The organism is Streptomyces sp. G45 (assembly GCF_049542095.1).
Classification (GTDB): Bacteria; Actinomycetota; Actinomycetes; order Streptomycetales; family Streptomycetaceae; genus Streptomyces.
In genome coordinates this window covers 7,776,908-7,799,526 of record NZ_JBMUZU010000001.1, presented here as the reverse complement: position 1 = coordinate 7,799,526, position 22,619 = coordinate 7,776,908, and the positions used below count along the sequence as shown (strand labels likewise).

Genomic DNA, 22,619 nt, shown 5'->3' with positions numbered 1-22,619 from the left:
CCGGACGGGGGTCTCAGCCCGTCCGGCGTTTGAGGACGAGGCGCGCAGCGCCAACAAGGGGGGAAAGGGGCGCAGCCCCATCCGTCACACCCGTTCAAGAATCGTGGCGTTGGCGAGCCCCCCGGCCTCACACATCGTCTGCAAGGCGAACCGCGCCCCTCGTACCCGCATGGCATGCACCAGGGTGGTCATGATCCGCGTCCCGCTCGCGCCGAGCGGGTGCCCCAGCGCGATGGCGCCACCGTGCACATTCAGCTTCCGGGCGTCCGCGCCGGTCTCCCGCAGCCAGCTCACGACCACGCTCGCGAAGGCCTCGTTGACCTCGAACAGGTCGATGTCGTCGAGCGTCAGGGAGGCCCGGCGCAGCACCTTCTCGGTCGCGGGCAGGATGCCGGTGAGCATCAGGAGCGGGTCGGAGCCGGTGACGGCGAAGCTGTGCAGCCGGGCCAGCGGGCGCAGTCCGAGACGGGCGGCGTTCTCACTGGTGGTGATGAGGACGGCGGAGGCGCCGTCGTTGAGGGGGCTGCTGTTGCCCGCGGTGACGGACCAGTCGATCTGCGGGAAGCGCTCGGCGAAGGCCGGGTCCTCGTAGGCGGGCCTGAGGCCCGCGAGGACCTCCGGGGTGGTGGCGGGGCGGACGGACTCGTCGCGGGTGACGCCCTCCAGGGGCGCGACCTCCGCGTCGAAGAGGCCGCTCTCCCAGGCGCGGGCCGCCTTCTGGTGCGAGCCGGTGGCGAAGACGTCCATCTCCTCGCGGCTGATGGACCACTTGGCGGCGATCAGCTCGGCGCTGACGCCCTGCGGCACGAGCCCTTCGGGGTAGCGCTCGGCGACGCCGGGGCCGAAGGGGTCGGCGCCCGCCGGCACGTTGGACCACATCGGCACGCGGCTCATCGACTCCACGCCGCAGGCCACGACCAGGTCGTACGCGCCCGAGAGGACGCCCTGCGCCGCGAAGTGCACGGCCTGCTGCGACGAGCCGCACTGGCGGTCGACGGTGGTCGCGGGCACGGACTCCGGGAAGCCCGCGGAGAGCGCCGCGTACCGCGTGGTGTTCATGGCCTGCTCGGCGACCTGGTCGACGCAGCCGCCGATCACGTCGTCGATCAGGGCGGCGTCGACGCCGGTGCGCTCGACCAGGGCGCGCAGCGTGTGCGCGAGCAGCTCGACCGGGTGGACATGGGCGAGGGAGCCGCCCGGCTTGCCCTTGCCCACCGGGGTCCGTACGGCTTCGACGATGACGGCGTCACGCATGAGGGTGCCTCTCGAACGGGCCGGGCCGCAGCGCCCGGAGCCATGGGTTTGAAAACTGGACGCACTGACTACTTCACAGTAACCAAGTGAGTTTGATTTTCCAACCCACCTTTAGACTGACCCCATGAAAGACCCCCGCCCCTGCGTCATCGCCGACACCCTGGCCGTCGTCGGTGAGAAGTACTCCCTGCTCGTGCTGCGCGAGGTGCTCCTCGGCGCGCGCCGCTTCGACCAGCTGGCCCGCAACACGGGCGCCCCGCGCGACGTCCTGACGGCCCGGCTGCGCCGCCTGGTGGAGGCAGGCATCCTCCAGAAGACCGCCTACAGCGAGCGCCCGAGGCGCTACGAGTACCGGCCGACGCCCGCGGGCCTCGACCTGGAGCCCGTCCTGATGACCCTCAAGGAGTGGGGCGACCGCCATCTGCGCGGCCCGCACGACCGCCCCATGGTCATCGAGCACGCCTGCGGCCACGAGCTGGTCCCGGTGGTCACCTGCTCGGCCTGCGGCGAGGCCGTCCGGCACGAGGACCTGACGGCGCACCCCCAGGTGCCGGGGTGGACGCTCACCGGCCCCGCGGCCGAGGGGGCGCCGACGGGCGGTGCGTGACGGGCCGGGGACGCCCAAGGGAAGGGCCTCCCACGAGCCCGTAACCCAGTGGCGCTACGCTGCCCCCCGGTGAGGCACCGCGATCACCTCTCCCACCCCATCGGACGACCCCGTGCACGCACACCCCGCCTCGCCGCCCTGGTCCCCCTTCCTCGCCTCTGACCGCCACTTCACGGGTCAGCGCACGAACAGTTACTGGACGGCGCAGTTTTCATGTCTTGGCTCGAATCGTTCATCCTCGGACTCGTCCAGGGACTGACCGAGTTCCTCCCGATCTCCTCCAGCGCGCACCTGCGGCTGACCGCGGCGTTCGCGGGCTGGCACGACCCCGGTGCCGCGTTCACCGCCATCACGCAGATCGGCACCGAGACCGCCGTCCTGATCTACTTCCGCAAGGACATCGGCCGGATCATCTCGGCGTGGTGCGGCTCGCTCGTCGGCAAGGTGCCGCGGTCCGACCACGACGCGCAGATGGGCTGGCTGGTCATCGTCGGCTCCATCCCCATCGGCGTGCTCGGCGTGACGCTCAAGGACCAGATCGAGGGGCCGTTCCGCGATCTGCGCCTGATCGCGACGACGCTGATCGTCATGGGCGTCGTCCTCGGCGTCGCCGACCGGCTCGCCGCCCGTGACGAGACCGGCGGCCGCCACCGCGCGATCCGCCGCCGCAAGGACCTCAAGGAACTCGGCGTACGCGACGGCCTCATCTTCGGCGTGTGCCAGGCCATGGCGCTCATCCCCGGCGTGTCCCGCTCCGGCGCCACCATCAGCGGCGGCCTCCTCATGGGCTACACCCGCGAGGCGGCGGCCCGCTACTCGTTCCTGCTCGCCATCCCGGCCGTCCTCGCCTCCGGCGCGTACGAACTCAAGGACGCGGGCGACGGCCATGTGTCCTGGGGGCCGACGATCTTCGCGACGATCATCGCGTTCGTGGTCGGATACGCCGTCATCGCGTGGTTCATGAAGTTCATCACGACCAAGAGCTTCATGCCGTTCGTCTACTACCGGGTCCTGCTCGGCATCGTGCTGTTCGTGCTGGTCGGCGTGGGCGAACTCAGTCCGCACGCGGGTGAGTCCGCCGACTGAGGCGGCCTTCGCCGCCTGCGGCGGCCCGCCCTGGGGGTCTGGGGCGGGCCGCCGCTGGGTCTGAAGCGGGCCACTTCGCGTTGGGCGGCGCGCTCCGGCTGAGGCGGGGTGCACTCGGCTCCCCCACGCCGCCATTCGGCCCCGCTCCCGCCGCGCCCGCCCCCGCTCCGGGTGATCGTGCTCGTGTCCGGCCTGTTCGCCCACGTGCACGAAGGAGCCCGCATGATCCCCGTCAGGTACGCCGCTGTCGGAGCCGTCGCCGCCCTCGCCACGGCGCTGCCCGCTGCCCCGGGGACGGACGCCGCGCGCCCGGCGGCCGCCGCGCCCTCCCCGACCGCCCGGCCCGCACCGACCGCCCCGGCCTGCCCGGGCTGCTGCGCACGGGCGAGGTGACCTGGCCCGAGGGCGCCTTCCGCGCCCTGTGCGAGCGCGGGGCGGTCGCGGCGCCCGACCGGCGCCGCCTGCCGCTGTTCGACGGGCGGACCGTCACCGCCCGGGCCACGAAGGTGTCACGCGACCACGAGGGCACCCTCCTGTGGAGCGGGCGCGTCGGCGGGCGCGCCGACCGGCCGGTCACCCTCGCGGTCGACGGCGCCTGCGCCGGGGGCAGACCCCGGGTCGCCGGGGAGATCAACCGGGGGCGGATGCGCTACGCCCTGGAGGCCGTCCGGCCCGGCACCTCGCGCCTGCGGTCCTTCGACACCCTGCGCCAGACACCGCTCGTCCGGGACGCGCTGCGCCCGGCCGGAACCCCGCGCCCGGCGGCGCCGCCCCGCGGACGCGCCGCCCCCACCGATCCGGTCATCGACGTACTCATCGGCTACACCCCGGAGACCGCCACCGGCACCGAGGGCGGCGCGGCCGCCCTCGCGCTCCAGGCCAAGGCCGCCGTCGAGGGCACCAACCAGGCGTACGCCGACAGCCAGGTCAAGGCCCGCCTCAACCTGCTCGGCACCTTCGAGACGCCGCGCTGGCCCGGTGAGGCCAGCGACATGGCGGGCATGACGAACGCCCTCGCCAACCCGCGGGACGCCCGGTACGGCGGCAACTGGGCCACCAACGTCCGTGCCACCCGGGACGCCAGGGGCGCCGACCTCGTGCACGTCCTGTCCCGGTTCACGCCGCCCGAGGGTGTCTACACGGCCGGAACCGGCATGACCCCGACGCTGCCGCACCTCGTCCCCGGGACCGCCGCCCGCCGCGGCTCGGACGGCACCGGCTTCGGCGCGCAGCAGGCCGACACCTTCGGCACCCACCACCTCGCCCACGAGATCGGCCACAACTTCGGCCTCAACCACGACTACGTGACCGACCCCGTCGACCCGGACGACCCCGCCTACCGGCCCGGCAACCACAACCCGTACTACCCGGACAACCACGGCTTCCTGCCCCGCGACCGCACCTGGGTCGACATCATGGGGTACCCCATGAGCTGCGCCGACGAGGACCGGTGCGAGAGCAAGATGTGGTTCTCCAACCCGCGTCAGACGTACGGCGGGAAGCCGCGCGGGGTGCCGCTCGGCGCGCCGGAGCCCGCCGACGCCACCCGCGTCATGAACCTCACCGGGCCGGTGCTCGCCAATTACCGCACGCCCGCCGACAGCACGGCCCCCCAGCGGTACGCCCTCACCGCCGTGCCCGTGGACGGCACCGGCGGCACCGTCACCGCGCCCGCCACCGGCCTGTTCACCAGCGGCGACCAGGTCACGGTCAGCGCCGTGCCCGACCCCGGCCACAAGATCGACCGGTGGATCGTGGACGGCCGGGTGCAGCCGACCCGCGCGGCGGCCCTGAGCGTCACCATGGACAGCGACCACTTCGTGGCCGTCCGGTTCGTGGAGAGCGACGCCCCGCTCAGCCCGGTCCCGGCCGCGCTGACCGCCGTCTCCCCCGCGTCGGGTTCCGTCCGGGGCGGCTACCCCGTCACCCTCACCGGCGCCGGACTCACCGGCACCACCCAGGTCCTGGCGGGCACCCCCACCGCGGGCGGCTTCCGCGGGGTGGCGGCCACGGACGTGCGCGTCGTGGACGACGGCCGCGTCACGTTCACGGCGCCCGCCTACCCGCGGGCGGGCCCGGTCCGGTTCGCCACCGCCCGCGGCACCGCGCTGACCGCGTCCATCCCGTACACGTACACGGACTAGCGCACCGGACCGGTCCCCTACACGGACCAGCGCACCGGAGCGGTCTCGTTACGCGGACTAGCGCGCCCGCTGGCGGTGTGCGGCGGCCCGTGCCTCGCGCGCGGTGCGCCAGGCCCCGGCGTCGAGGAAGTGCACGTCGTACCGGTCCTGTTCGGGCAGGAGCCGCTCGAAGGGCTCCAGGCCGTGCTGGACGCGGCCGAGCGCCCTGAAGTAGCCGAACCGGTCGACGCCCGGGGCCAGCACCGCGAGGACCTCCGCCCGCTCCCCGCGACCGCCCCGAACGCGTGCGGCGTCCCGGGCGGCACCACGACCAGACCGCCGCGCCCCACGGTGACGAGGTCGCCGTCGAGGAAGAAGTCCAGGGCGCCGTCGAGGACGTGGAACAGTTCGGTGGACCGGGCGTGGTGGTGCGGGCGGGCGCCGTCCGCGCCCTCGCCGAGGGTCAGCCTGTTGGCGCCGAGCGCCCCGCCGGTGTGCGCCGCGTCGGCCAGCAGGTCGAAGCCGCCGCCGTGCGGCAGCGGCACGTGCTCCGCCGCGCCGGGCGGCACGACCAGCGCGCCCCCTGCCCCCTGTGTGTTCTCGGCCATCCGCCCGGCTCCTCTCCCTCGGCCGACCGCCCTTCGGTCCGCACGCGGTCCATTCGACCCGGGGAAGAAGCCGCGTACCAGAAGCAGTTGTCACCTCCAGTGATCACCGATCGCGATGAATCCAGGCGGGTGCGGAACGGAATCCAGGCCGGTGCGGAACGGAATCCAGGCGGGTGCGGAACAGGAGGACCGGTGGAACTGCGGCAGCTCCAGTACTTCGTGGCCGTCGCCGAGGAGGGCGGCTTCAGCCGGGCCGCCGAGCGGCTCGGCATCGTGCAGTCGGCGGTCAGCCAGCAGGTGCGCCGCCTGGAGCGCGAACTGGGCGTGCCCCTGTTCCACCGCTCGACCCGCAGCGTCGGACTGTCCGCCGCGGGCGAGCGGCTGCTGCCCGAGGCGCACGCCGTGCTCGCGGCGGCGCGGCGCACCCGCCGGGTGGCGGCCGACCTCGCGTCCGGGGAGGGCGGTCTGCTGCGCCTCGGCACCGTCCAGGGGCCCGGAGACCGGGTCGAGCGCCTGCTCGCGGACCTCGCGGCGGTGGCGCCGAGCCTCCAGGTGCGGCTGCGGCGCCTCGGCCTCGCGGACCGGCTCGCCGCGGTGCGCTCGGGCGAACTGGACGCGGCGCTGGTCCGGGCGGCCGTACGGGCGCCGGGGCTCGAACTGCTGCCCGTGTGGAGCGATCCGCTGTACGTGGCCTTCCCCGCCGACCACCCGCTCGCGACGGCCGCCTTGGCGCCGCGCCTGGAACACCTCGCCGACCTGCCGCTGCGGCTCGCCCCGCGCGCGGCCAATCCGCCCTTCCACGACCTGGTGACCGAAACGCTGCGGGCCGCGGGCGCGGAGCCGCTGCTCGGCCCGCCGTTCACCACGCTCCAGGAGACCCTTGCCGAGATCGGCGGCGGCGCCGCCTCCTGGACCGTCTTCTACGAAGTGACGGGGGTGCCGTCGTTCCCGCGCGTCGCCGTGCGCCCGCTGGCCGCACCGGCCCTGACGACGTCGCTCGTGGTGCCGCCGGGCCCGCCGGGGCCCGCGCTGCGGCGGCTGCTCAGCGTCCTGCCCTGACCTTCGGCGGCGCCTCGTGGCGCTCTTCGTAGTGCCCGCGCCACTGGGGGGTCGCCGCGCCGCCCATCACCGTCATCACGACGTCGTGCGCCAGTGAGTCCGTGACGGGCAGGTGGCCGAAGAGCACGCGGTGGTACGTGGTGGCACCCAACATGTCCAGGAGCAGGTCGATGTCGGCGTCGGGCCGGATGTCGCCGCGCTCGATGCCCCGGCGCAGCGCGGCCTCCGTGGTGGCCCTGCGGGGCCGGAAGATCGTCTCGGTGAAGACCCGGTCCAGCTCGGGGTCGTCGGCCAGCTCGGCGACCAGGGCGGGCAGCGTACGGCGGCCCAGGGTGTTGCCGAAGGCCTGCGTGAGGGTCTCGATGCCGAGGATCAGGTCGCAGTGCGTACAGCCGGTGTCCGGGGTGGGCGCGGTGCCCATGCTCTCGGCGAGCACGGAGATCACCAGGTGCTGCCGGGACGGCCAGCGGCGGCGGATGGCGGGCTTGGTGGTGCCCGCGCGCCGGGCCACGCCCTCCAGCGTGAGCTGCGGGTAGCCGGACTCCTCCAGGAGTTCGAACGTCGCCCTGAGGATGGCCGCGTCGAGCCGGGTGTCGCGCGGGCGCCCCGTCGAACGGGCGGACGGGGCTGCGGAGTCCGGGGTTGCCATGCGGATCAGTATAGGTAGCATGTGCTTTCATTCCGTTCCGGTCCGGAACGTAAAGCTGCGAAGGCGAGAACCAGCCTCGAAGCCTCGAAGCCTCGAAGCCTCGAAGCCTCGAAGCCTCGAAAACGAGAACAAGGAGGGGATCGGCCTTGCCCGCACAGCAGGAGTCGACCGTCGGCGACGGTGACGCCGCACCCACAACCACCCCCGTCGGCGGTGGCACCACGCCCGCACCCGCGCAGGGCGCGCCGGACGAACCCGGCGGCGCGGCCCGCGTCGACGCGCCCGCCGACAGCGTCTTCCGCGCCCCCTACGCGGCCCTGACCTGGGGCATCGTCCTGTCGGTCGGGCTCGTCGCGTTCGAGTCCATGGGCGTCGCCACGGTCCTGCCGGAGATCGCCGGGCACCTCGGCGGCCTCAACGCCTACGGCTGGGGCCTGTCCGCGCTGATGCTCGCCAACCTCATCGGCACCGTCGCCGCGAGCAGGGACGCCGACCGCCACGGCCCCGCCCGCCCCTTCGCGGTCGGCCTCGCGGTCTTCGCGGTCGGCTGCGCGGTCGCCGGTGCCGCGCCCAGCTGGCCGACCTTCCTCGTCGGCCGCTTCCTCCAGGGCCTCGGCGTCGGCGCGGTCATGGCGCTGGCGTACACCGCCATCTCGCTCGCCTACCCGCAGGCCCTGCGGGCCAGGATGTTCGCCCTGGTGTCGGGCGGCTGGACCGTGCCGTCCCTGATCGGCCCGACCATCGCCGCCCTGATCGCCGACCACGTCTCCTGGCGCGGCGTCTTCGTGCTGCTGCTGCCCCTGATCGCCCTGGCGGCCGCGCTCACCCTGCCCCAACTGCGCCGCCTCGGCGGCCCCGAGCGCGCCCCGGCCGCCACGGCGGGCCGCTGGTGGTCCTCGCCGGTCGCGCTCAGCGTGCTGCTCGCCGCGGGCACCGGCGTGCTGCTCGCCGGGCTGCAACTCCACCGGCTCGCCCTGCTGGTCCCGCTCGCCGTCGTCGGCGCGGTCACCGCCGCCCTCGCGCTGCGCGCGGTCACCCCCTCCGGGACGCTGGCCATGCGGCCCGGCGTGCCCGCCGGTGTGGTGCTGCGCTTCCTGCTGTGCGGCGCGTACTTCGGCAGTGAGGCCTTCCTGCCGCTCGGCCTGGTCGAACTGCGCGGCCTGAGCGCGTCCGAGGCCGGGCTCGGCCTGTCGGCGGGCGCCATCACCTGGGTGCTCGGCGCGGCCTGGCAGGGCCGGGCCGACGGCCGCTGGAGCGGCCGCTCGCGCGCCGTGCCGATCGCCCTCGGCTGCGTGACGCTGCTCGCGGGCGTCGTGGTGATGGCGCTCGGCGTGCTCGTCGACGGCGTGCCCGCGCTGATCGCCGTGGCGGGCTGGGCCATCGGCGGCGCGGGCATGGGCGTGGCCTTCAACGCGGCCACCACGGACGCCATGGAGCAGGCCCCGGCCGACCGGCAAGGCGAGGCCAGCGGCTCCATGCAGCTCGCCCAGACCCTGGCGGTCGCGGTCCTCAGCGGCCTCGGCGGCGCTGCGGTGTCGCTCGCCGACGCGTACGGATCGACGGTGACCGTCGCCCTGACGGCCACGTTCGCGCTCACCGGGTCCCTGGCCGCCGTCGGCGCCCTGACCGCCCGCCGCATCCGGCCGCGTACGGCGTGATTCCGTACCGCACCTCCCACCTGCGCGGACGCGGCGGTGTCCTGCGACCATGGGGCACCCGTCCGCCGACCAGGGCGGGCGACGCCACTGGTGAAGGGAGCGGGCATGACCGCGGGTGCAGAGGACCGTCCGGAACAGGGCGGCGGCAGAGGGGGCGCGCTGGGCACGCCCGCGCTCGCCGCCGCGGCGCTCACGGGCGTCGTGGCGCTCTACATCGCGCTCGTCGCGTTCGGCAACATCACGGACTTCGACACCAACCGGCAGTTCGTGCGGCACGTCCTCGCCATGGACACCACCTTCCAGGACGACGACCTGATGTGGCGCGCCGTCACCTCGCGCGCCCTCCAGGACACGGCGTACATCTGCATCATCGCCTGGGAGACCGTCGCCGCGGCCGTGCTGGTCACCGGGACCGTGTGGTGGTGCGCGGCGCTGCGCCGCGGCCACGGGTTCGGCCGGGCGCGGCGGGCCAGCACGGTCGGCCTGGTGATGTTGCTGCTGCTGTTCGGCGGCGGGTTCATCGGCGTCGGCGGCGAGTGGTTCGCCATGTGGCAGTCCAAGAACTGGAACGGCCTCGACGCCGCGACCCGCGTGGTCACGCTGTGCGGCATCTCACTTCTCGTGGTCCATCTGCCGTTCTCCGCACGGCGGTCGAGCCGCACGAACGCGCCGTCGTGAGCCGCGCACACCGGCGTGAACTGCGCGGACGCGCCAGTTCCGGGACTTCGTACGGGGTTTGACCACCCGGGCGGCGATCACGTCCCGCACGTGTGCGGTAGCCGACAGTTCCGAACGTGGTTGCTATCGCCTAGGCTTGACCCATGCCCTTAACCCCTCACCCCCATGGTTCCGTGCGGTCGTCCGCCGAGTTGAACGAGCGGATACGTGGCCTGTGGCTGCGCGCGGGCGGTCGGCTGTCCGCCGAGCAGCGCCGGGAGTACGAGCGGCTGGTGACGGAGTGGGCCGAGGCAGTGCGCACGGAGGTCGTGCAGGCCGCCTAGGACCGCGGTCACCCTCACCCCCCGAGGAGTTCCTCAGGATCCCCCTCCCGAGGAACTCCTCGTTCCATGCTCGTTCCATGCGGGGGCTCCGCGGCCGGGTCCCCCAGCGGGGTTCCTCGGCCGGGCTGCCGGGCGGGTTCCCCACGGGCAGGGCTTCGATGCGTGCGGGCACACGCGAAGGGCGTACGGGCACACGCGAAGGGCGGCCCGACGACTCCCGTCCTCCCTCTTGGCTGCGCGGTCCCGGTGTTCAAGACTGAGTCGATGACGCAGCGTGTGGAACTCGCGGCCGTGGTCGACCGGTTGGCCATCGACACCCTCATCACCGACTACGCCGTCACCGTCGACGACGGCGACTGGGACGCCTACCGCCGTCTCTTCTCCCCCGACGGGCGGGCCGACTACCGCTCGGCGGGCGGCATCGAAGGCACCGCCGCCGACGTGGCCGACTGGCTGGCGGAGGCGATGCGGCTGTTCCCGACACGCCAACACCTGATCGTCAACCGCAGGATCCGCTTCGAGGTACGCGAGCACGACGTCGGCGACACCGCCCGAGTGCAGGCCGACTACGCCAACCCGATGCGCTCGGCCGAGCCGGGAGCGGGCCCCGGCGGGGACACGGCGCCGGACTTCGCGTGCGGCGGGCGCTACGCCTTCACCGCGCTGCGCACCCACAGCGGCTGGCGGCTGCGCCAGGTCGTCGTCCACGAGAAGTGGCGCCGGGTGGAGGCGGTGGACAGGGCACTGGACCGGACGCGAGTCCTCCCCCAAGCCGCCCACACACCCCACACCGTCCACGGCACCCAGGGCACCCAGGGCACCCAGGGCACCCAGGCGACCCACGACACCCCCGTCCCGCCCCCGGCCGAGCCCCAGGCGACCCCCGCGCCCACCGAACCGGCCTGACCCGCTCACCCAGCACGACGGCCCGCGCACCACCAGCCCCACCGCCACCAGCCCCACCCCGCGCCCCACCTGATCGCCCCTTGCCCCGTCCCTGGTCCCCCCTGGTCACCCCCAGTCGCTTCGGGCCACACCCGCACCGGCGTGAACCCCGCTGCTCCGACCCGGTTACCCACCCCTCCCGCCCCCTGTCCTAGATCGTCCCCGGCGCGCACACTGGGAGGACGACCGGGCGTCGAAGCCCAGCCGGGGCCAAGGAGGCGCGCTGCATGGACGTACTCGGCGGCAAGCGGCAGCGGGCGGGAGCGCCGTCGCGGCCCCTCCCCCGGTCCTGGCGGTCGTGGCGGGCCGCCGCGCTCGCCACACGCTGGCGGCGCGGCGCGGTCGCCGCCCTGTGCGGCGCGCTGCCCGCGCTCGCCTTCCCCGAGCCGTCGTGGTGGTGGTTCGCGTACGTCGCGCTCGTGCCGTGGCTGCTGCTGATCCGCTCGGCGGGGTCGGCGCGGCAGGCCGCGTGCGACGGGTGGCTCGGCGGGCTCGGCTTCATGGTGGCCGTGCACCACTGGCTGCTGCCGAGCCTGCATGTGTTCACGCTGGTGATCGCCGCGCTCCTCGGCCTGCTGTGGGCGCCGTGGGGGCTGCTCGTGCACCGCTTCCTCGGGGGCACGCCGTCCGGGGGGCGCGTCGGGGCGGCCCTCGCCGTGCTGCCGTCGGGCTGGCTGCTCGTGGAGCTGGTGCGGTCCTGGGAGGGCCTCGGCGGCCCGTGGGGGCTGCTCGGGTCCAGCCAGTGGCAGGTGGAGCCCGCGCTGCGGCTCGCGTCGGTGGGCGGTGTCTGGCTGGTCAGCGCGCTCGTCGTCGCCGTGAACACGGGCGTCACCGTGCTCGCCACGACGGACGCGAGCCGCACCCCGGCCGTCGCGGGCCTCGTCACGGTGGCCGCCGTCACGGGCGCCGCCTGGACCTGGTCCCCCCGGCCCGAACCGGCGGGCCGCATCCGGGTCGCCGTCGTCCAGCCGGGCGTCGAGGACGCGAACGGCCGCGTCAAGAACCGCTTCGCCCGCGAGGAGCAGCTGACCCGGGCGCTCGCGGGCCGCGACCTGGACCTCGTCGTGTGGGGCGAGAGCAGCGTCGGGCACGACCTCGCCGACCGGCCCGACCTCGCGGCGCGCATCGCCGACCTGTCGCGCGAGGTGGGCGCGGACCTCCTGGTGAACGTGGACGCGCGCCGCTCGGACCGGCCCGGCATCTTCAAGAGCTCGGTTCTGGTGGGCCCGCAGGGCCCCACGGGCGACCGCTACGACAAGATGCGGCTCGTGCCCTTCGGGGAGTACGTTCCGGCGCGCTCACTGCTCGGCTGGGCGACCTCGGTGGGCAAGGCCGCGGGTGAGGACCGCAGGCGCGGCGAGCGGCCGGTGGTGATGGACCTCAAGACCGTCGGGGGCCGTGCGGGCGGAGCGGGCGGCCTGCGTGTGGGGCCGCTGGTGTGCTTCGAGTCGGCGTTCCCCGACATGAGCCGTCACCTCACACGCGAGGGCGCGCAGCTGCTGCTCGCCCAGTCGGCGACGTCGACGTTCCAGAGCAGTTGGGCGCCCGAGCAGCACGCGTCGCTGGCGGCGGTGCGGGCCGCCGAGACGGGCCGCCCCATGGTGCACGCGACGCTCACCGGCGTCTCGGCGGTCTACGGCCCAAGCGGCGAGCGCGTCGGCCGCCCGCTCGGCACGTCGGCGTCCGCCACGGCGGAGTACGACGTGCCGCTGGCCACCGGCACCACCCCGTACGTGCGGTACGGCGACTGGCCCGTCCACCTGGCGCTCGGCGTCCTCGCCGCGCTGTGCGCCGCCGAGGGCGCCCGGGCGCTCAGGCGTCCTGTTCGAGCACCGCGCGTACCACCCGCTCGCACAGCTCATGGGTCGCCAGCGCGTCCTGGGCGCTGAGCACCTTGCCCGCGCGCACGGAGTCGAGGAAGGCGAGCGTGACCTGCTCGATGCCGCGCTGGCGCGCCACCGGCACCCAGTCGCCGCGCCGCCGCACGCTCGGCTGGCCCTTGTGGTCGACGACCTCGGCGAGGTTGACCACCTGCCGCTTGGTGTCCTGCCCGGACACTTCGAGGATCTCCTCGGTGGAGCCGCTGAGCCGGTTCATCACGCCGATCGCGGTGAACCCGTCGCCCGCGAGCTGGAGCACGACATGTTCGAGCAGCCCGTTCGCGACCCGGCCGCGCACCCCGACGTGGTCGACCGGTCCCGGCACCAGGAACCGCAGCGTGTCCACGACGTGGATGAAGTCGTCGAGCACCATCGTGCGCGGGTCCTCCGGGAGCCCGACGCGGTTCTTCTGCATCAGGATCAGCTCGCGCGGGTGCTCGGCGCACTGCGCGTAGCCGGGGGCGTGGCGGCGGTTGAAGCCGACGGCCAGGCTGACCCCGCGCTCCTCCGCGAGCCGCACGAGCCGCTCGGAGTCGGCGAGTTCGTACGCGATCGGCTTGTCCACGTACGTCGCCACGCCCGCCTCCAGGAGCCGCGTGACGATCTCGGGGTGCACGGCGGTCGGCGCGTGCACGAAGGCCGCGTCGAGGCCCTGGGCCAGCAGCACGTCGAGGTCGGCGTGGCGGCGCTCGGCGGGCACGTGGTGGGCGGCGCCGACACGCTCCAGGGTGGCGGGCGTGCGCGTCTGGAGGTGCAGCTCGACGTCCGGCTGCGTGGTGAGCACGGGCAGATAGGCCTTCTGCGCGATGTCGCCGAGTCCGATGCAGCCGACCTTCACCACGTGCTCCTTGTCGCCGTTCGTCGCCCTGCGCCGTCGTCTAGCGCCGGGTCGCCGGGCGGTCCTGTGTCCCCGCGCCGGTGCCCGTGCCGGTGGGCGTGTTCGTTCCCGCAGCATACGGGGCCTGCGGCGGCCGCCAGTCGGCGATCGACGCGAAGCCCTTCATGATCAGGTTCGGCCCGAGGCGGGAGGCGGCCCGGATCAGGGTGTCGCGTACGGCGATGAGGGCGGGGTGGCGCAGGTGGTTGAGGCGGGCGGTGCGGGCGGCGCGCCGCACGATCGCCGTGGTCCGCGGGACGCGGTCCGCGCTGTAGGCGGCGAGGGCCGCGGGCAGGTGGCCGCGGGGCGCGGCGTGGTGGGCGAGGACCACGGCGTCCTCGATGGCCTGGTTACCGCCCTGGCCGAGGGTCGGCGCCATGGCGTGCGCGGCGTCGCCGAGGAGCGCGACCCGACCGCGGTGGTAGACGGGCAGCGGCGTGATCAGGTGCCGCACGTCGTTGCGCAGGACGTCCTCGGGGCGGGCGGCGGCGAGGATCTCGGGGATGGGGTGGTGCCAGTGGGCGAAGCGGCGCATCAGTTCGGCCTTCTCGTCGTCGGGGGCGCGGCCGCCCTCGGGGACCCGCGCGGTGCCGTACGCGTAGACCCGGCCGTCCTTGAGCGGCTGGGTGCCCCACAGGCCGCCGCGCCCCCACGTCTCGTGCGGCTCGAAGGGGCGCTCGGGCGCGGGCACGATGACGCGCCAGGCGGTGAATCCGGTGTACCGCGCTCCGGGGTGGGCCGGGAACAGGGCGGTCCGCACGGCGGAGTCGATGCCGTCGGCGCCGACGACGAGGTCGGCCTCGATGTCGCCGTCGGCCGTGGACACGACGGCCGTGCGGCCCGCGCCGCCGGGGTCGGTGAGGCGGGCGGCGGCGCCGGTGCGCAGGCAGTCGGCGGGCAGCGCGCCGACGAGCAGGTCGACGAGGGTCGAGCGGTGCAGCAGCACGAGGGAGCCGCCGAAGGCCCGCGCCGCCGCGGTGGAGCTGGTCCGGGCGAGCCAGCGCCCGTCCTGCGCGCGCAGGCCGCCGGTGCCGCTCCAGGCGGCGAGGGCGCGGACGTCGTCGCCCAGGCCCAGGACGTCGAGGGCCCGCTGGGCGTTGGGGGCGAGGGAGATGCCGGAGCCGACGGGTTCGAGGCTCGCCGCGCGCTCCAGGACGGTGACCCGCCAGCCGGACCGGTGCAGGGCGACGGCGGCGGTGAGACCGCCGATGCCGCCGCCGACGACGACCGCGTGCGGGGTGGGGGACTTCGCCGTGGGGGCCATGGCCTCTCCTCATCTCGGCTTGTGCTGCGATTACTTGGCTGCGATTACTTGGCTGCGGTTACCTGGCTACGGTTACCTGACTGCGATCACTTGGCTGCGATTACGTGTCCTGCGCGGACGTGGACCGCGCATACTTGTCCTGCGCGGACGTGGCCCGCGCGCCCTTGTCCTGTCGCCGCGCGTGCTCGTCCCGGTCCCGCGCGTGGACGGTCCGCATGTAGGCGGCGCGTGGGTGGACCGTCCGCGGGTGGCGCCGGGCGGCCCGCTCGGGCACCGGCCCCGGTCACCGCCGCACGCCCGGCCACCGAGCCGCGACACTACATCTGTAGTGCGCGATGACATGACCGTACTACACCTGTAGTCACGAGGGTAGGGTGGGGATCATGTCTGCACGCGCCAAGGGGACTTCCCGCACCGAACTGATCGCCGACACCGCGCTCGCCCTGCTCGCCGAACGCGGCATGCGCGGCCTCACGCACCGCGCCGTCGACGAGGCGGCGGGACTGCCCCCGGGATCGACCTCGAACCACGCCAGGACCCGGCTCGCCCTTCTGGAGGCGGCGGTGCGACGGCAGGCCGAGCGCGAGATGAACGTGCTCACCCCGAGCGAGCTGCCGGACCCGTCGGCCGACCGCGACGCGCTGACGGCGGGGCTCGCCCTCGCCCTGCACCGCTTCCTCTCCGGCGACGAGCACCGCGATCTGCTGCTGTCCCGCTACGAGTTGGCCCTGGAGGCGACGCGCCGCCCGGAGCTGCGCGCCTACTACGACGCGTCGAGCACCCAGTTCCGCACCCCGCTGGCGGAGCTGATCCGCGCGGCGGGCTCGAAGGACCCGCAGCGGCACACGCTGTCCCTGGTGGCGTGGTGCGACGGCATGATGTTCTCCTGCGTGGCGGGCTCCTACCACGCGACGGCGCCGACCGTGGAGGAACTGCGGGCGGGCTTCGCGGAGTTGCTGCGGGGGATGCTGGACGGCGACGGCTGACCCCGTCCGCCGTCGGGCGGGCCGGTAGCCGGTGGTGCGACAGTCACCCTTGCGAGGCATTCCCGCGCGTTCGTGCTCCGGCGCCACGGTGGGCGCAGCAGAGTGGCGCGGATGCAGCGAACGACGACCACGGCCGTGCTCCTGGCGTCCATGGCGGTCGCGACCGCCGCGGCGGTGTCCGGGTGCGTCAGCGTGGAGCGGGCCGAAGGGGCGGATGCCGGTCGGGGCGCGGGGGCGGCGGAGGCGACGGCACCCGCGCCGCCCTCGCCACATGACATCGAGCGGAGCGCGCCGCGGGCCACGCAGGCGCCGGGGCGTGAGCGGCTGCAGCCGGGAGGACCGGGGGGCGGGCGGGGCCGGGGGGCGGCTTCGGCGGGGGGCACGGGAGGCGCAGGGGGCCCGCTGCGGCTCGGCGGCTCCGAGGGCTCTGGCGGCGCCAGCGGCTCTGGTGGCGCCAGCGGCCCTGACGGCTCCACCGGCTCTGGCAGTTCCGAAGGCACCGGCGGCTTCGGCGGCCCTGACGGACCTGGCGGCGCCCCCGATCCCGTACGCCCCGGGCATCCCGTACACCCGGAGCACCCCGGGCACCCCGGCCATCCCGCGCACCCGGAGCGCCCGCGCCCCGCGCCTCAGCGTGACCGCCCGAAGGCGGGGCCCCCGCGTCCGCAGGGTGAGCCGCCCCCGGCGCGGCCACCGCGTGGGCGCGGCAGCGTCGACGTGTGCGCTCTCGGCAGGGAGCACGGACGCTGGGCGCGGGACAGCCCTGAGGCGGGCATCTGCCGGGAGGTGTACGGGTAGGGGCGTGCGGGCGCCTGGGCCCGGAGGCGCGCGAGCCGGAGGGCCATGCCCGGTGGTGCTGGGGGCGTGCGCCCGCAAGGAACCCCGGGGTTACTCCTCCGTGGCGCCCTCCCCCACCTGGGCCTCCAGGCGGTCGAGGGCCGCGCGGATGCCGTCGCCGTAGCTGTCGTCGCCGAGGGCGCCGATGGCTCCGCGGGCGCGGCGCAGATGGCTGCGGGCCGCTTCGGGGCGGGCCAGCTTCACATAGTCCGCCGCGAGGTTGAGGTGCAGCGAGGGGTAGAAGCCGCGCACCGCGAGCGACGCGTGGTGGCGGCCGACCCGCTCGTCGGTCAGCTCGTCGGCGGCCGACAACGCCCTGAGGTCCCAGGCCAGTTCGTCGGCCGGGTCGTCCTGGGTGTCCGCCATGTAGTGCGCGAGGGTGCAGCGGTGGAGGGGGTCGCCGTCCTCGCCGATCTCGGACCAGAGGGCGAGGAAGCGGGACCTGGCCTCCTCGCGGTCCCCGGCGTGCTGGAGCATGACCGCCTGCCCGATCCGGGTCATCACGACGTCCTCGCCGTCCGCCGTCCGTTCCTGCCGCTGGGTCACCGCGCCGCCCTCCGCGTTCGCCCGAGCCGGGGCGGGCGGTCCCGCCTCGGCTCGCTGGTCAGTCCTTCGTCGGTCACTTCGTCGTCACCGGTCCGGCCCCGGCCGCGGGGGCCGGTGCTCGGGACCGGTGACGACGCTAGCGGCCACCACTGACAATCGCGGTCAGGCGCGGTGCGGCGCCCGGGGCCCGGTGCCGCCGCTGGGCCAGGCCGGTGACGCCGCGGCGGGCGGCGGGCGTCAGCCCAGGTCCGGGATGCGCCAGTCGATCGGGGTGTGGCCCTGCGCCGCCACCGCCTCGTTGATCTGCGTGAAGGGGCGCGAGCCGAAGAACTTCTTGGCGGACAGCGGCGACGGGTGCGCGCCCTTGACCACGGCGTGCCGCTCCGGGTCGATGAGGGGGAGCTTCTTCTGCGCGTAGTTGCCCCACAGGACGAAGACCGCCGGGTCGGGCCGGTCGGCCACCGCGCGGATCACGGCGTCCGTGAACTTCTCCCAGCCCTTGCCCTTGTGCGAGTTCGCCTCACCGGCGCGGACGGTCAGGACCGCGTTGAGCAGCAGGACGCCCTGGCGGGCCCACGGCATCAGATAGCCGTTGTCCGGCACCGGGTGGCCCAGCTCCGCGTGCATCTCCTTGTAGATGTTCCGCAGGGAGGGCGGGGTCTTCACACCGGGGCGGACCGAGAAGCACAGGCCGTGGCCCTGGCCCTCGCCGTGGTACGGGTCCTGGCCGAGGATGAGGACCTTCACGTCGTCGTACGGCGTGGCGTCGAGGGCGGCGAAGACCTCCTCGCGCGGCGGGTACACCGGCCCCTTCGCCCGCTCCTCCTCGACGAACTCGGTGAGCTCCTTGAAGTAGGGCTTCTGGAGCTCCTCGCCGAGGACTCCGCGCCAGGACGCGGGCAGCATGGCGATGTCGGTCACGTCAACAACCTCCGGTGTGCGGTCACTTCCGCACCGGAGCGCAGGTGCCCCGATGCACTGAAGAACCTACCGGCGCCCACTGACAATCGACCCGGCCCGCCGCGGACGCCCGCCGCCCGCCACGGGCACGCGCGCCGCCGCCCGCCCGCACCCCGGCCCGCCGCCGGGGCCGCTACCAGCTCGTCTTGCGCTCCAGCTCCCACATCATCATGATCGCCGACGGGTCCAGGGCCCGCTCCGCGCCGGAGACCTCCTCGCTCGCCATGACGTACTGCTTGCCCTGCCACAGCGGCAGCAGGCGCACGTCGTCGACGAGGATGCGCTGCGCCCGCTCGAACCGGTCGACGACCTCGTCGCGGTCCGCCTCGCGGCGCGAGCGCGGCAGCAGCTCGCCGGTGATCTCGGGGGCCGGGTAGGGCGTGTTCAGGACGTTGCGCTCGCCCACGAAGGGCGCGATGAAGTTGTCGGCGTCCGGGAAGTCCGGGAACCAGCCGCGTCCGAAGACCGGGTACGCGCCCCGCTTGTAGCCCGCCTCGAACTCCTTCCAGGGGCGGCCCTCGACGCTCACGTCGAACAGGCCCGACGCGTCGAGCTGCCGCTCGATCTCGGCGAACTCCGGCTTGGTCGCCGAGCCGTAGCGGTCGGTGGCGTACCAGAGCGTGAGCGGCACGCGCTCGGTGATGCCCGCGGCCGTGAGGATCCGCCGCGCCTTGGCGGCGCTCGGCTCTCCGTAGTCGTCGAAGAAGTCCGTGGTGTGCCCGGGGACGCCGCGCGGCACCATCGAGTACAGGGGCTCGACGGTGTCCTGGTAGACCTTGTGGGCGATGGCGCCGCGGTCGACGACCTGGGCGACCGCCTTGCGCACGGCGGGCTTGCGCGCCCAGCGGTCCTTGGGGTTGAACACCAGGTAGCGGATCTCGGTGCCCGCGCCCTCGACGAGCTGGATGTCGCCGCCCTTGTGTGCCGCCTGCTGCGCCACGATGTCCTTGGCCGCGAGGCCGCGGAAGGTGACGTCGATCTCCTTGTCGCGCAGCGCGTCGACCATGGCGGCCGAGCCCCGGAAGTAGCGGATGGTCACGGCGTCGTTCTTGCGGTCGGCCGCGCCCTTGTAGCGGCCGTTCCTGGCGAGTTCGGCCCGCTCCCCGGCCTCGTACGACGTGAGTTCGTACGGCCCGGAGCCGCTGATGTCGGTGCCTTCGCGGACCTTGTCGGCCGGGTAGTGGCCGGGGTCGACGATCGACAGGGCGGGGGTCGCGAGCACGAAGGGGAAGGTCGCGTCCGGCCTCTTGAGGCGGAAGACCACGGTCCGGTCGCCCCGGGTGGTGACCGAGTCCAGCGATCCGAGGAGTCCGGCGGGGCCGCCCTTGACGTCGATGCGCCGGACGCGGTCGACGGAGAACTTCACGGCCCGGGCGTCCAGCGCGGTGCCGTCGGAGAACGTCAGTCCGTCGCGCAGTGTGCAGGAGTACACGGTGCTGGAGCGGTCCGTGAAGCGGCAGGAGCGCGCCGCGTCCGGGGTGGGCCCGGTGGCGCCGTCCGGATAGCTGAGCAGGGTCTGGAAGACGTTGCGGAACAGTTCCCACGAGCCGTCCCAGGACGCCGCCGGGTCGAGCGTGGTCGGCGCGCTCGTCGTCCCGACGGTGAGGGACTCCTCGTCGTCCGAGCCCTCGGACGACAGCAGCCCGCACCCCGCGAGCAGGGTGATCGTGAGGAACGCCGCCAAGGGCGCCGACAGGGGTATCGACCAGGGTGTGCGGGCCGACGCCGCGACCGGACGCGGACATCGGCGACCTCTTCTGAACACGCGCGCGCTCCTCGATCCGCCGTGGATGGAGCCGCAGACCATACCGCAGCACCCCGCCGGTCAAACCCGGCTCGCCGACGGGGTGTTGAAGTCAGAATCATTTGCGCACGCGCGCTTGTTGAGCGTTCTACGGCCGTGTACGGTGGTCCGCCCCATGGCCGTTGACCGGGCTCAACCAGCCGTCGGACAGCGCCAGTTCGGGCCTCGGTGACCCCAACTCCCGGACTGGAACGGTCCGTTCATGCCTCTCTGGCTCAGCCGACGCCCGCGTTCAGGAACGGTCCGATCACGGCTCCACGGCTCAGCCGACGCCCGCGTTCAGGAACAGGCCGCCGTCGACCACCAGCGTCTGGCCCGTGATCCAGTCGGACTGGGCCGAGGTGAGGAACGCCGCCGCGCCGCCGATGTCGGACGGCACGCCGAGCCGCCCCAGCGGGTACGCCGACGTCACCTCCTCCTCCCGGCCCTCGTACAGGGCCCGGGCGAACTTGGTCTTCACGACCGCGGGGGCGATCGCGTTGACCCGTACCTTCGGGGCGAACTCGTGGGCGAGCTGGAGCGTGAGGTTGACCATGGCGGCCTTGCTCATGCCGTACGCGCCGACGAACGGCGAGGCGCCCACGCCCGCGATCGAGGCGATGTTCACGATCGCCCCGCCGTGCTCGCCCTGCCAGGCCTTCCACGTCAGCTGCGCGAAGCCGAGCGCCGAGATCACGTTCGTCTCGAAGACCTTGCGCGCCACGTTGAGGTCGAGGTCGGCCATCGGCCCGAACACCGGGTTCGTACCGGCGTTGTTGACCAGGAAGTCGACCCGGCCGAAGGCCTCCATGGTCCGCTCGACGGCCACCGACTGGTGCGCCTCGTCGTGGGCCTTGCCCGCCACGCCGATGGCGCGGTCGGCGCCGAGCCGCTCCACGGCCTCCTTGAGGGCGTCCTCGTTGCGCCCGGTGACGCACACGCGGTCGCCGCGGGCCACGAGGGCCTCCGCGATGCCGTAGCCGATGCCGCGGCTCGCCCCGGTGACGAGCGCCACCTTGCCGCTGTCCTGCACTGCCATCCGTACTGTCCTTCGCTCTAGCTGGGCCGGGGGCGTCTGGAGGGGACGGGCGCCTAGTTGAGGGGGCCGCCCGCCACGTACAGGACCTGGCCGGAGACGAACCCGGCCGCGTCGCCGGTGAAGAACGCGATGGCGTTGGCGATGTCGTCCGGGTGGCCGACGCGCTGGACCGGGATCTGCGTGGCCGCCGCGGCCTGGAAGTCCTCGAAGCCCATGCCCACGCGTTCGGCGGTGGCCTTGGTCATCTCGGTGGCGATGAAGCCGGGCGCGACCGCGTTGGCGGTGACGCCGAACTTGCCGAGCTCCTTGGCGAGCGTCTTGGTGAAGCCCTGCATCCCGGCCTTGGCCGCCGCGTAGTTGACCTGGCCGCGGTTGCCGAGGGCGGAGGAGCTGGAGAGGTTGACGACGCGCCCGAAGCCCGCGTCCACCATGTGCTTCTGGCAGGCACGGGTCATCAGGAAGGCGCCGCGCAGGTGCACGTTCATGACCGTGTCCCAGTCGTCGGCGCTCATCTTGAACAGCAGGTTGTCCCGGAGCACGCCCGCGTTGTTCACCAGGATCGTCGGCGCGCCCAGCTCCTGGACGACCCGGGCGACGGCCGCCTCGACCTGGGCCTCGTCGGACACGTCGCAGCCGACCGCGAGGGCCCTGCCACCGGCCGCCGTGATCTTCTCGACGGTGTCCTTGCACGCGGCCTCGTCCAGGTCGATCACCGCGACGGCACGGCCCTCGGCGGCGAGGCGCACGGCGGTGGCCGCGCCGATGCCTCGCGCTGCTCCGGTCACGACCGCGACGCGCTGCTCAGTGGTGGACATGCTGGCTCTCCTCGCCCTCGGAATGCGGCTCCGCGGCCCGCCCCCGGGTGAGCGACCGCTTAGTACCTTCAGCAGACGAGACGCTAGAAGCCCTGGCACCCGGTGTCAACGGCCCCCTCCGGTTCAGCGCGCGAGGAGGTCAGCGGGGCGGCCACCCGAGCGGGTCCGGCGGGTTCAGCGCACCAGGAGGTCCAGGAGCCGCTCGACCTCGGCCTCGGGGTCGGCGGTGAGCCCGGTGTGCACGGGCCCCGGCTGCACGACGGTCGAGCGGGGCGCGATCAGCCAGCGGAAGCGCCGCCCGGCGTCGTCCGGCGCGGCCTGGCCCGCCGCGTCGCCGCCCGCGCAGATCCCCTCGACGGCGCTCAGGGCCGCCCGCACCCCGGCCGCGTCGGCGAGCGGGTCCAGGGCGCGGAGCTTGGCCTCGTCGAGGTGGGTGCGCGCGGCCACGTAGGACTTGGCGCGGCAGTAGAGCACCACGCCCGCGTTGAACTGCTCGCCGCGCTCCACGCGGGGCACGATCCGCAGCAGGGCGTACTCGAAGACGTCGCGTACGGGGGGCTGGTCGCCGCCCGGCGCGGGGGCCGCGGTCGCGGCGGGGGCCGCGGTCGCGGCGGGCGCGTCCGGCACGTCGGCCGTGCCGGT

At 74.2% G+C, this 22,619-nt stretch carries 21 protein-coding genes and 1 pseudogene; 11 read left to right on the top strand and 11 right to left on the bottom strand.

Going from position 1 to position 22,619, the window contains the following annotated elements; translation table 11 throughout:
- Positions 1–84: 84 nt before the first annotated feature.
- The gene (locus tag ACOBQU_RS33135; protein ID WP_423632282.1) at positions 85–1,254 is read right to left on the bottom strand and encodes a thiolase family protein; all 1,170 of its coding nucleotides are present in this window, start codon (positions 1,252–1,254) and stop codon (positions 85–87) included.
- 124 nt (positions 1,255–1,378) lie between these two features.
- Here ACOBQU_RS33135 and ACOBQU_RS33130 point away from each other — a divergent pair, with 124 nt between their 5' ends.
- From ACOBQU_RS33130 to ACOBQU_RS33115, 4 genes are all read left to right on the top strand, one after another.
- Positions 1,379–1,861: a winged helix-turn-helix transcriptional regulator gene (locus ACOBQU_RS33130; RefSeq protein ID WP_423632280.1), complete on the top strand. Its 483-nt coding sequence runs from the start codon at positions 1,379–1,381 to the stop codon at positions 1,859–1,861.
- A 213-nt stretch (positions 1,862–2,074) separates the two neighbouring features.
- Positions 2,075–2,947: an undecaprenyl-diphosphate phosphatase gene (locus ACOBQU_RS33125; RefSeq protein WP_423632278.1), complete on the top strand. Its 873-nt coding sequence runs from the start codon at positions 2,075–2,077 to the stop codon at positions 2,945–2,947.
- A gap of 222 nt (positions 2,948–3,169) precedes the next feature.
- Positions 3,170–3,340: a hypothetical protein gene (locus ACOBQU_RS33120; RefSeq protein WP_423632276.1), complete on the top strand. Its 171-nt coding sequence runs from the start codon at positions 3,170–3,172 to the stop codon at positions 3,338–3,340.
- Entirely contained in the window at positions 3,337–5,091 is a 1,755-nt protein-coding gene (locus ACOBQU_RS33115) for a reprolysin-like metallopeptidase (RefSeq protein ID WP_423632274.1), read from the top strand. The genes ACOBQU_RS33120 and ACOBQU_RS33115 overlap by 4 nt, the downstream gene beginning before the upstream one ends.
- 17 nt (positions 5,092–5,108) lie before the next feature.
- On the opposite strand, the gene ACOBQU_RS33110 is transcribed toward ACOBQU_RS33115, so the two are convergent.
- Complete coding sequence (locus ACOBQU_RS33110) at positions 5,109–5,678, bottom strand: cupin domain-containing protein (RefSeq protein ID WP_423632272.1); 570 nt, start codon at positions 5,676–5,678, stop codon at positions 5,109–5,111.
- A gap of 192 nt (positions 5,679–5,870) precedes the next feature.
- Between ACOBQU_RS33110 and ACOBQU_RS33105 the strand changes: the two genes are divergently transcribed.
- Complete coding sequence (locus tag ACOBQU_RS33105) at positions 5,871–6,737, top strand: LysR family transcriptional regulator (RefSeq protein ID WP_423632270.1); 867 nt, start codon at positions 5,871–5,873, stop codon at positions 6,735–6,737.
- Here ACOBQU_RS33105 and ACOBQU_RS33100 read toward each other — a convergent pair.
- On the bottom strand, positions 6,721–7,386 hold the full coding sequence (locus ACOBQU_RS33100; protein ID WP_423632268.1) for a TetR/AcrR family transcriptional regulator: 666 nt from the start codon (positions 7,384–7,386) through the stop codon (positions 6,721–6,723). The genes ACOBQU_RS33105 and ACOBQU_RS33100 overlap by 17 nt on opposite strands.
- A gap of 146 nt (positions 7,387–7,532) precedes the next feature.
- Here ACOBQU_RS33100 and ACOBQU_RS33095 point away from each other — a divergent pair, with 146 nt between their 5' ends.
- The 5 genes and pseudogenes from ACOBQU_RS33095 to lnt all read left to right on the top strand — a co-directional run bounded on the left by ACOBQU_RS33095 (position 7,533) and on the right by lnt (position 12,879).
- Complete coding sequence (locus tag ACOBQU_RS33095; RefSeq protein ID WP_423632267.1) at positions 7,533–9,044, top strand: MFS transporter; 1,512 nt, start codon at positions 7,533–7,535, stop codon at positions 9,042–9,044.
- Between the two features lie 105 nt (positions 9,045–9,149).
- Positions 9,150–9,722: a DUF2165 domain-containing protein gene (locus ACOBQU_RS33090; protein ID WP_423632265.1), complete on the top strand. Its 573-nt coding sequence runs from the start codon at positions 9,150–9,152 to the stop codon at positions 9,720–9,722.
- Between the two features lie 143 nt (positions 9,723–9,865).
- A complete protein-coding gene (locus ACOBQU_RS33085) occupies positions 9,866–10,045 on the top strand; it encodes a hypothetical protein (protein WP_423632263.1) in 180 nt (59 codons plus the stop codon).
- A 264-nt stretch (positions 10,046–10,309) separates the two neighbouring features.
- Positions 10,310–10,768 (top strand): annotated as a pseudogene (locus ACOBQU_RS33080) (nuclear transport factor 2 family protein); the annotation flags it as partial.
- 449 nt (positions 10,769–11,217) lie between these two features.
- Entirely contained in the window at positions 11,218–12,879 is a 1,662-nt protein-coding gene (gene lnt, locus ACOBQU_RS33075; protein ID WP_423632261.1) for an apolipoprotein N-acyltransferase, read from the top strand.
- Here lnt and ACOBQU_RS33070 read toward each other — a convergent pair.
- Complete coding sequence (locus ACOBQU_RS33070) at positions 12,803–13,708, bottom strand: Gfo/Idh/MocA family protein (protein ID WP_423632259.1); 906 nt, start codon at positions 13,706–13,708, stop codon at positions 12,803–12,805. The genes lnt and ACOBQU_RS33070 overlap by 77 nt on opposite strands.
- Positions 13,709–13,748: 40 nt before the next feature.
- The gene (locus ACOBQU_RS33065) at positions 13,749–15,011 is read right to left on the bottom strand and encodes an FAD-dependent monooxygenase (protein WP_423632257.1); all 1,263 of its coding nucleotides are present in this window, start codon (positions 15,009–15,011) and stop codon (positions 13,749–13,751) included.
- A gap of 383 nt (positions 15,012–15,394) precedes the next feature.
- Between ACOBQU_RS33065 and ACOBQU_RS33060 the strand changes: the two genes are divergently transcribed.
- Positions 15,395–15,997, top strand: a complete 603-nt coding sequence (locus ACOBQU_RS33060; protein ID WP_423632256.1) for a TetR/AcrR family transcriptional regulator — start codon at positions 15,395–15,397, stop codon at positions 15,995–15,997.
- Positions 15,998–16,885: 888 nt separating this feature from the next.
- Here the strand turns inward: ACOBQU_RS33060 and ACOBQU_RS33055 are convergent.
- The 6 genes from ACOBQU_RS33055 to ACOBQU_RS33030 all read right to left on the bottom strand — a co-directional run bounded on the left by ACOBQU_RS33055 (position 16,886) and on the right by ACOBQU_RS33030 (position 22,505).
- Entirely contained in the window at positions 16,886–17,380 is a 495-nt protein-coding gene (locus ACOBQU_RS33055) for a hypothetical protein (protein ID WP_423632255.1), read from the bottom strand.
- Positions 17,381–17,617: 237 nt separating this feature from the next.
- Entirely contained in the window at positions 17,618–18,301 is a 684-nt protein-coding gene (ung, locus tag ACOBQU_RS33050) for a uracil-DNA glycosylase (RefSeq protein WP_423632254.1), read from the bottom strand.
- A gap of 172 nt (positions 18,302–18,473) precedes the next feature.
- Positions 18,474–20,147: an ABC transporter substrate-binding protein gene (locus ACOBQU_RS33045; RefSeq protein WP_423632253.1), complete on the bottom strand. Its 1,674-nt coding sequence runs from the start codon at positions 20,145–20,147 to the stop codon at positions 18,474–18,476.
- 259 nt (positions 20,148–20,406) lie between these two features.
- Positions 20,407–21,162 (bottom strand): SDR family oxidoreductase, encoded by a 756-nt coding sequence (locus ACOBQU_RS33040; RefSeq protein ID WP_423632251.1) that lies wholly within the window; start codon positions 21,160–21,162, stop codon positions 20,407–20,409.
- 53 nt (positions 21,163–21,215) lie between these two features.
- A complete protein-coding gene (gene fabG / locus ACOBQU_RS33035; RefSeq protein WP_423632249.1) occupies positions 21,216–21,977 on the bottom strand; it encodes a 3-oxoacyl-ACP reductase FabG in 762 nt (253 codons plus the stop codon).
- Positions 21,978–22,151: 174 nt separating this feature from the next.
- Positions 22,152–22,505: a DUF3037 domain-containing protein gene (locus ACOBQU_RS33030; RefSeq protein WP_423634876.1), complete on the bottom strand. Its 354-nt coding sequence runs from the start codon at positions 22,503–22,505 to the stop codon at positions 22,152–22,154.
- Positions 22,506–22,619: the final 114 nt, after the last annotated feature.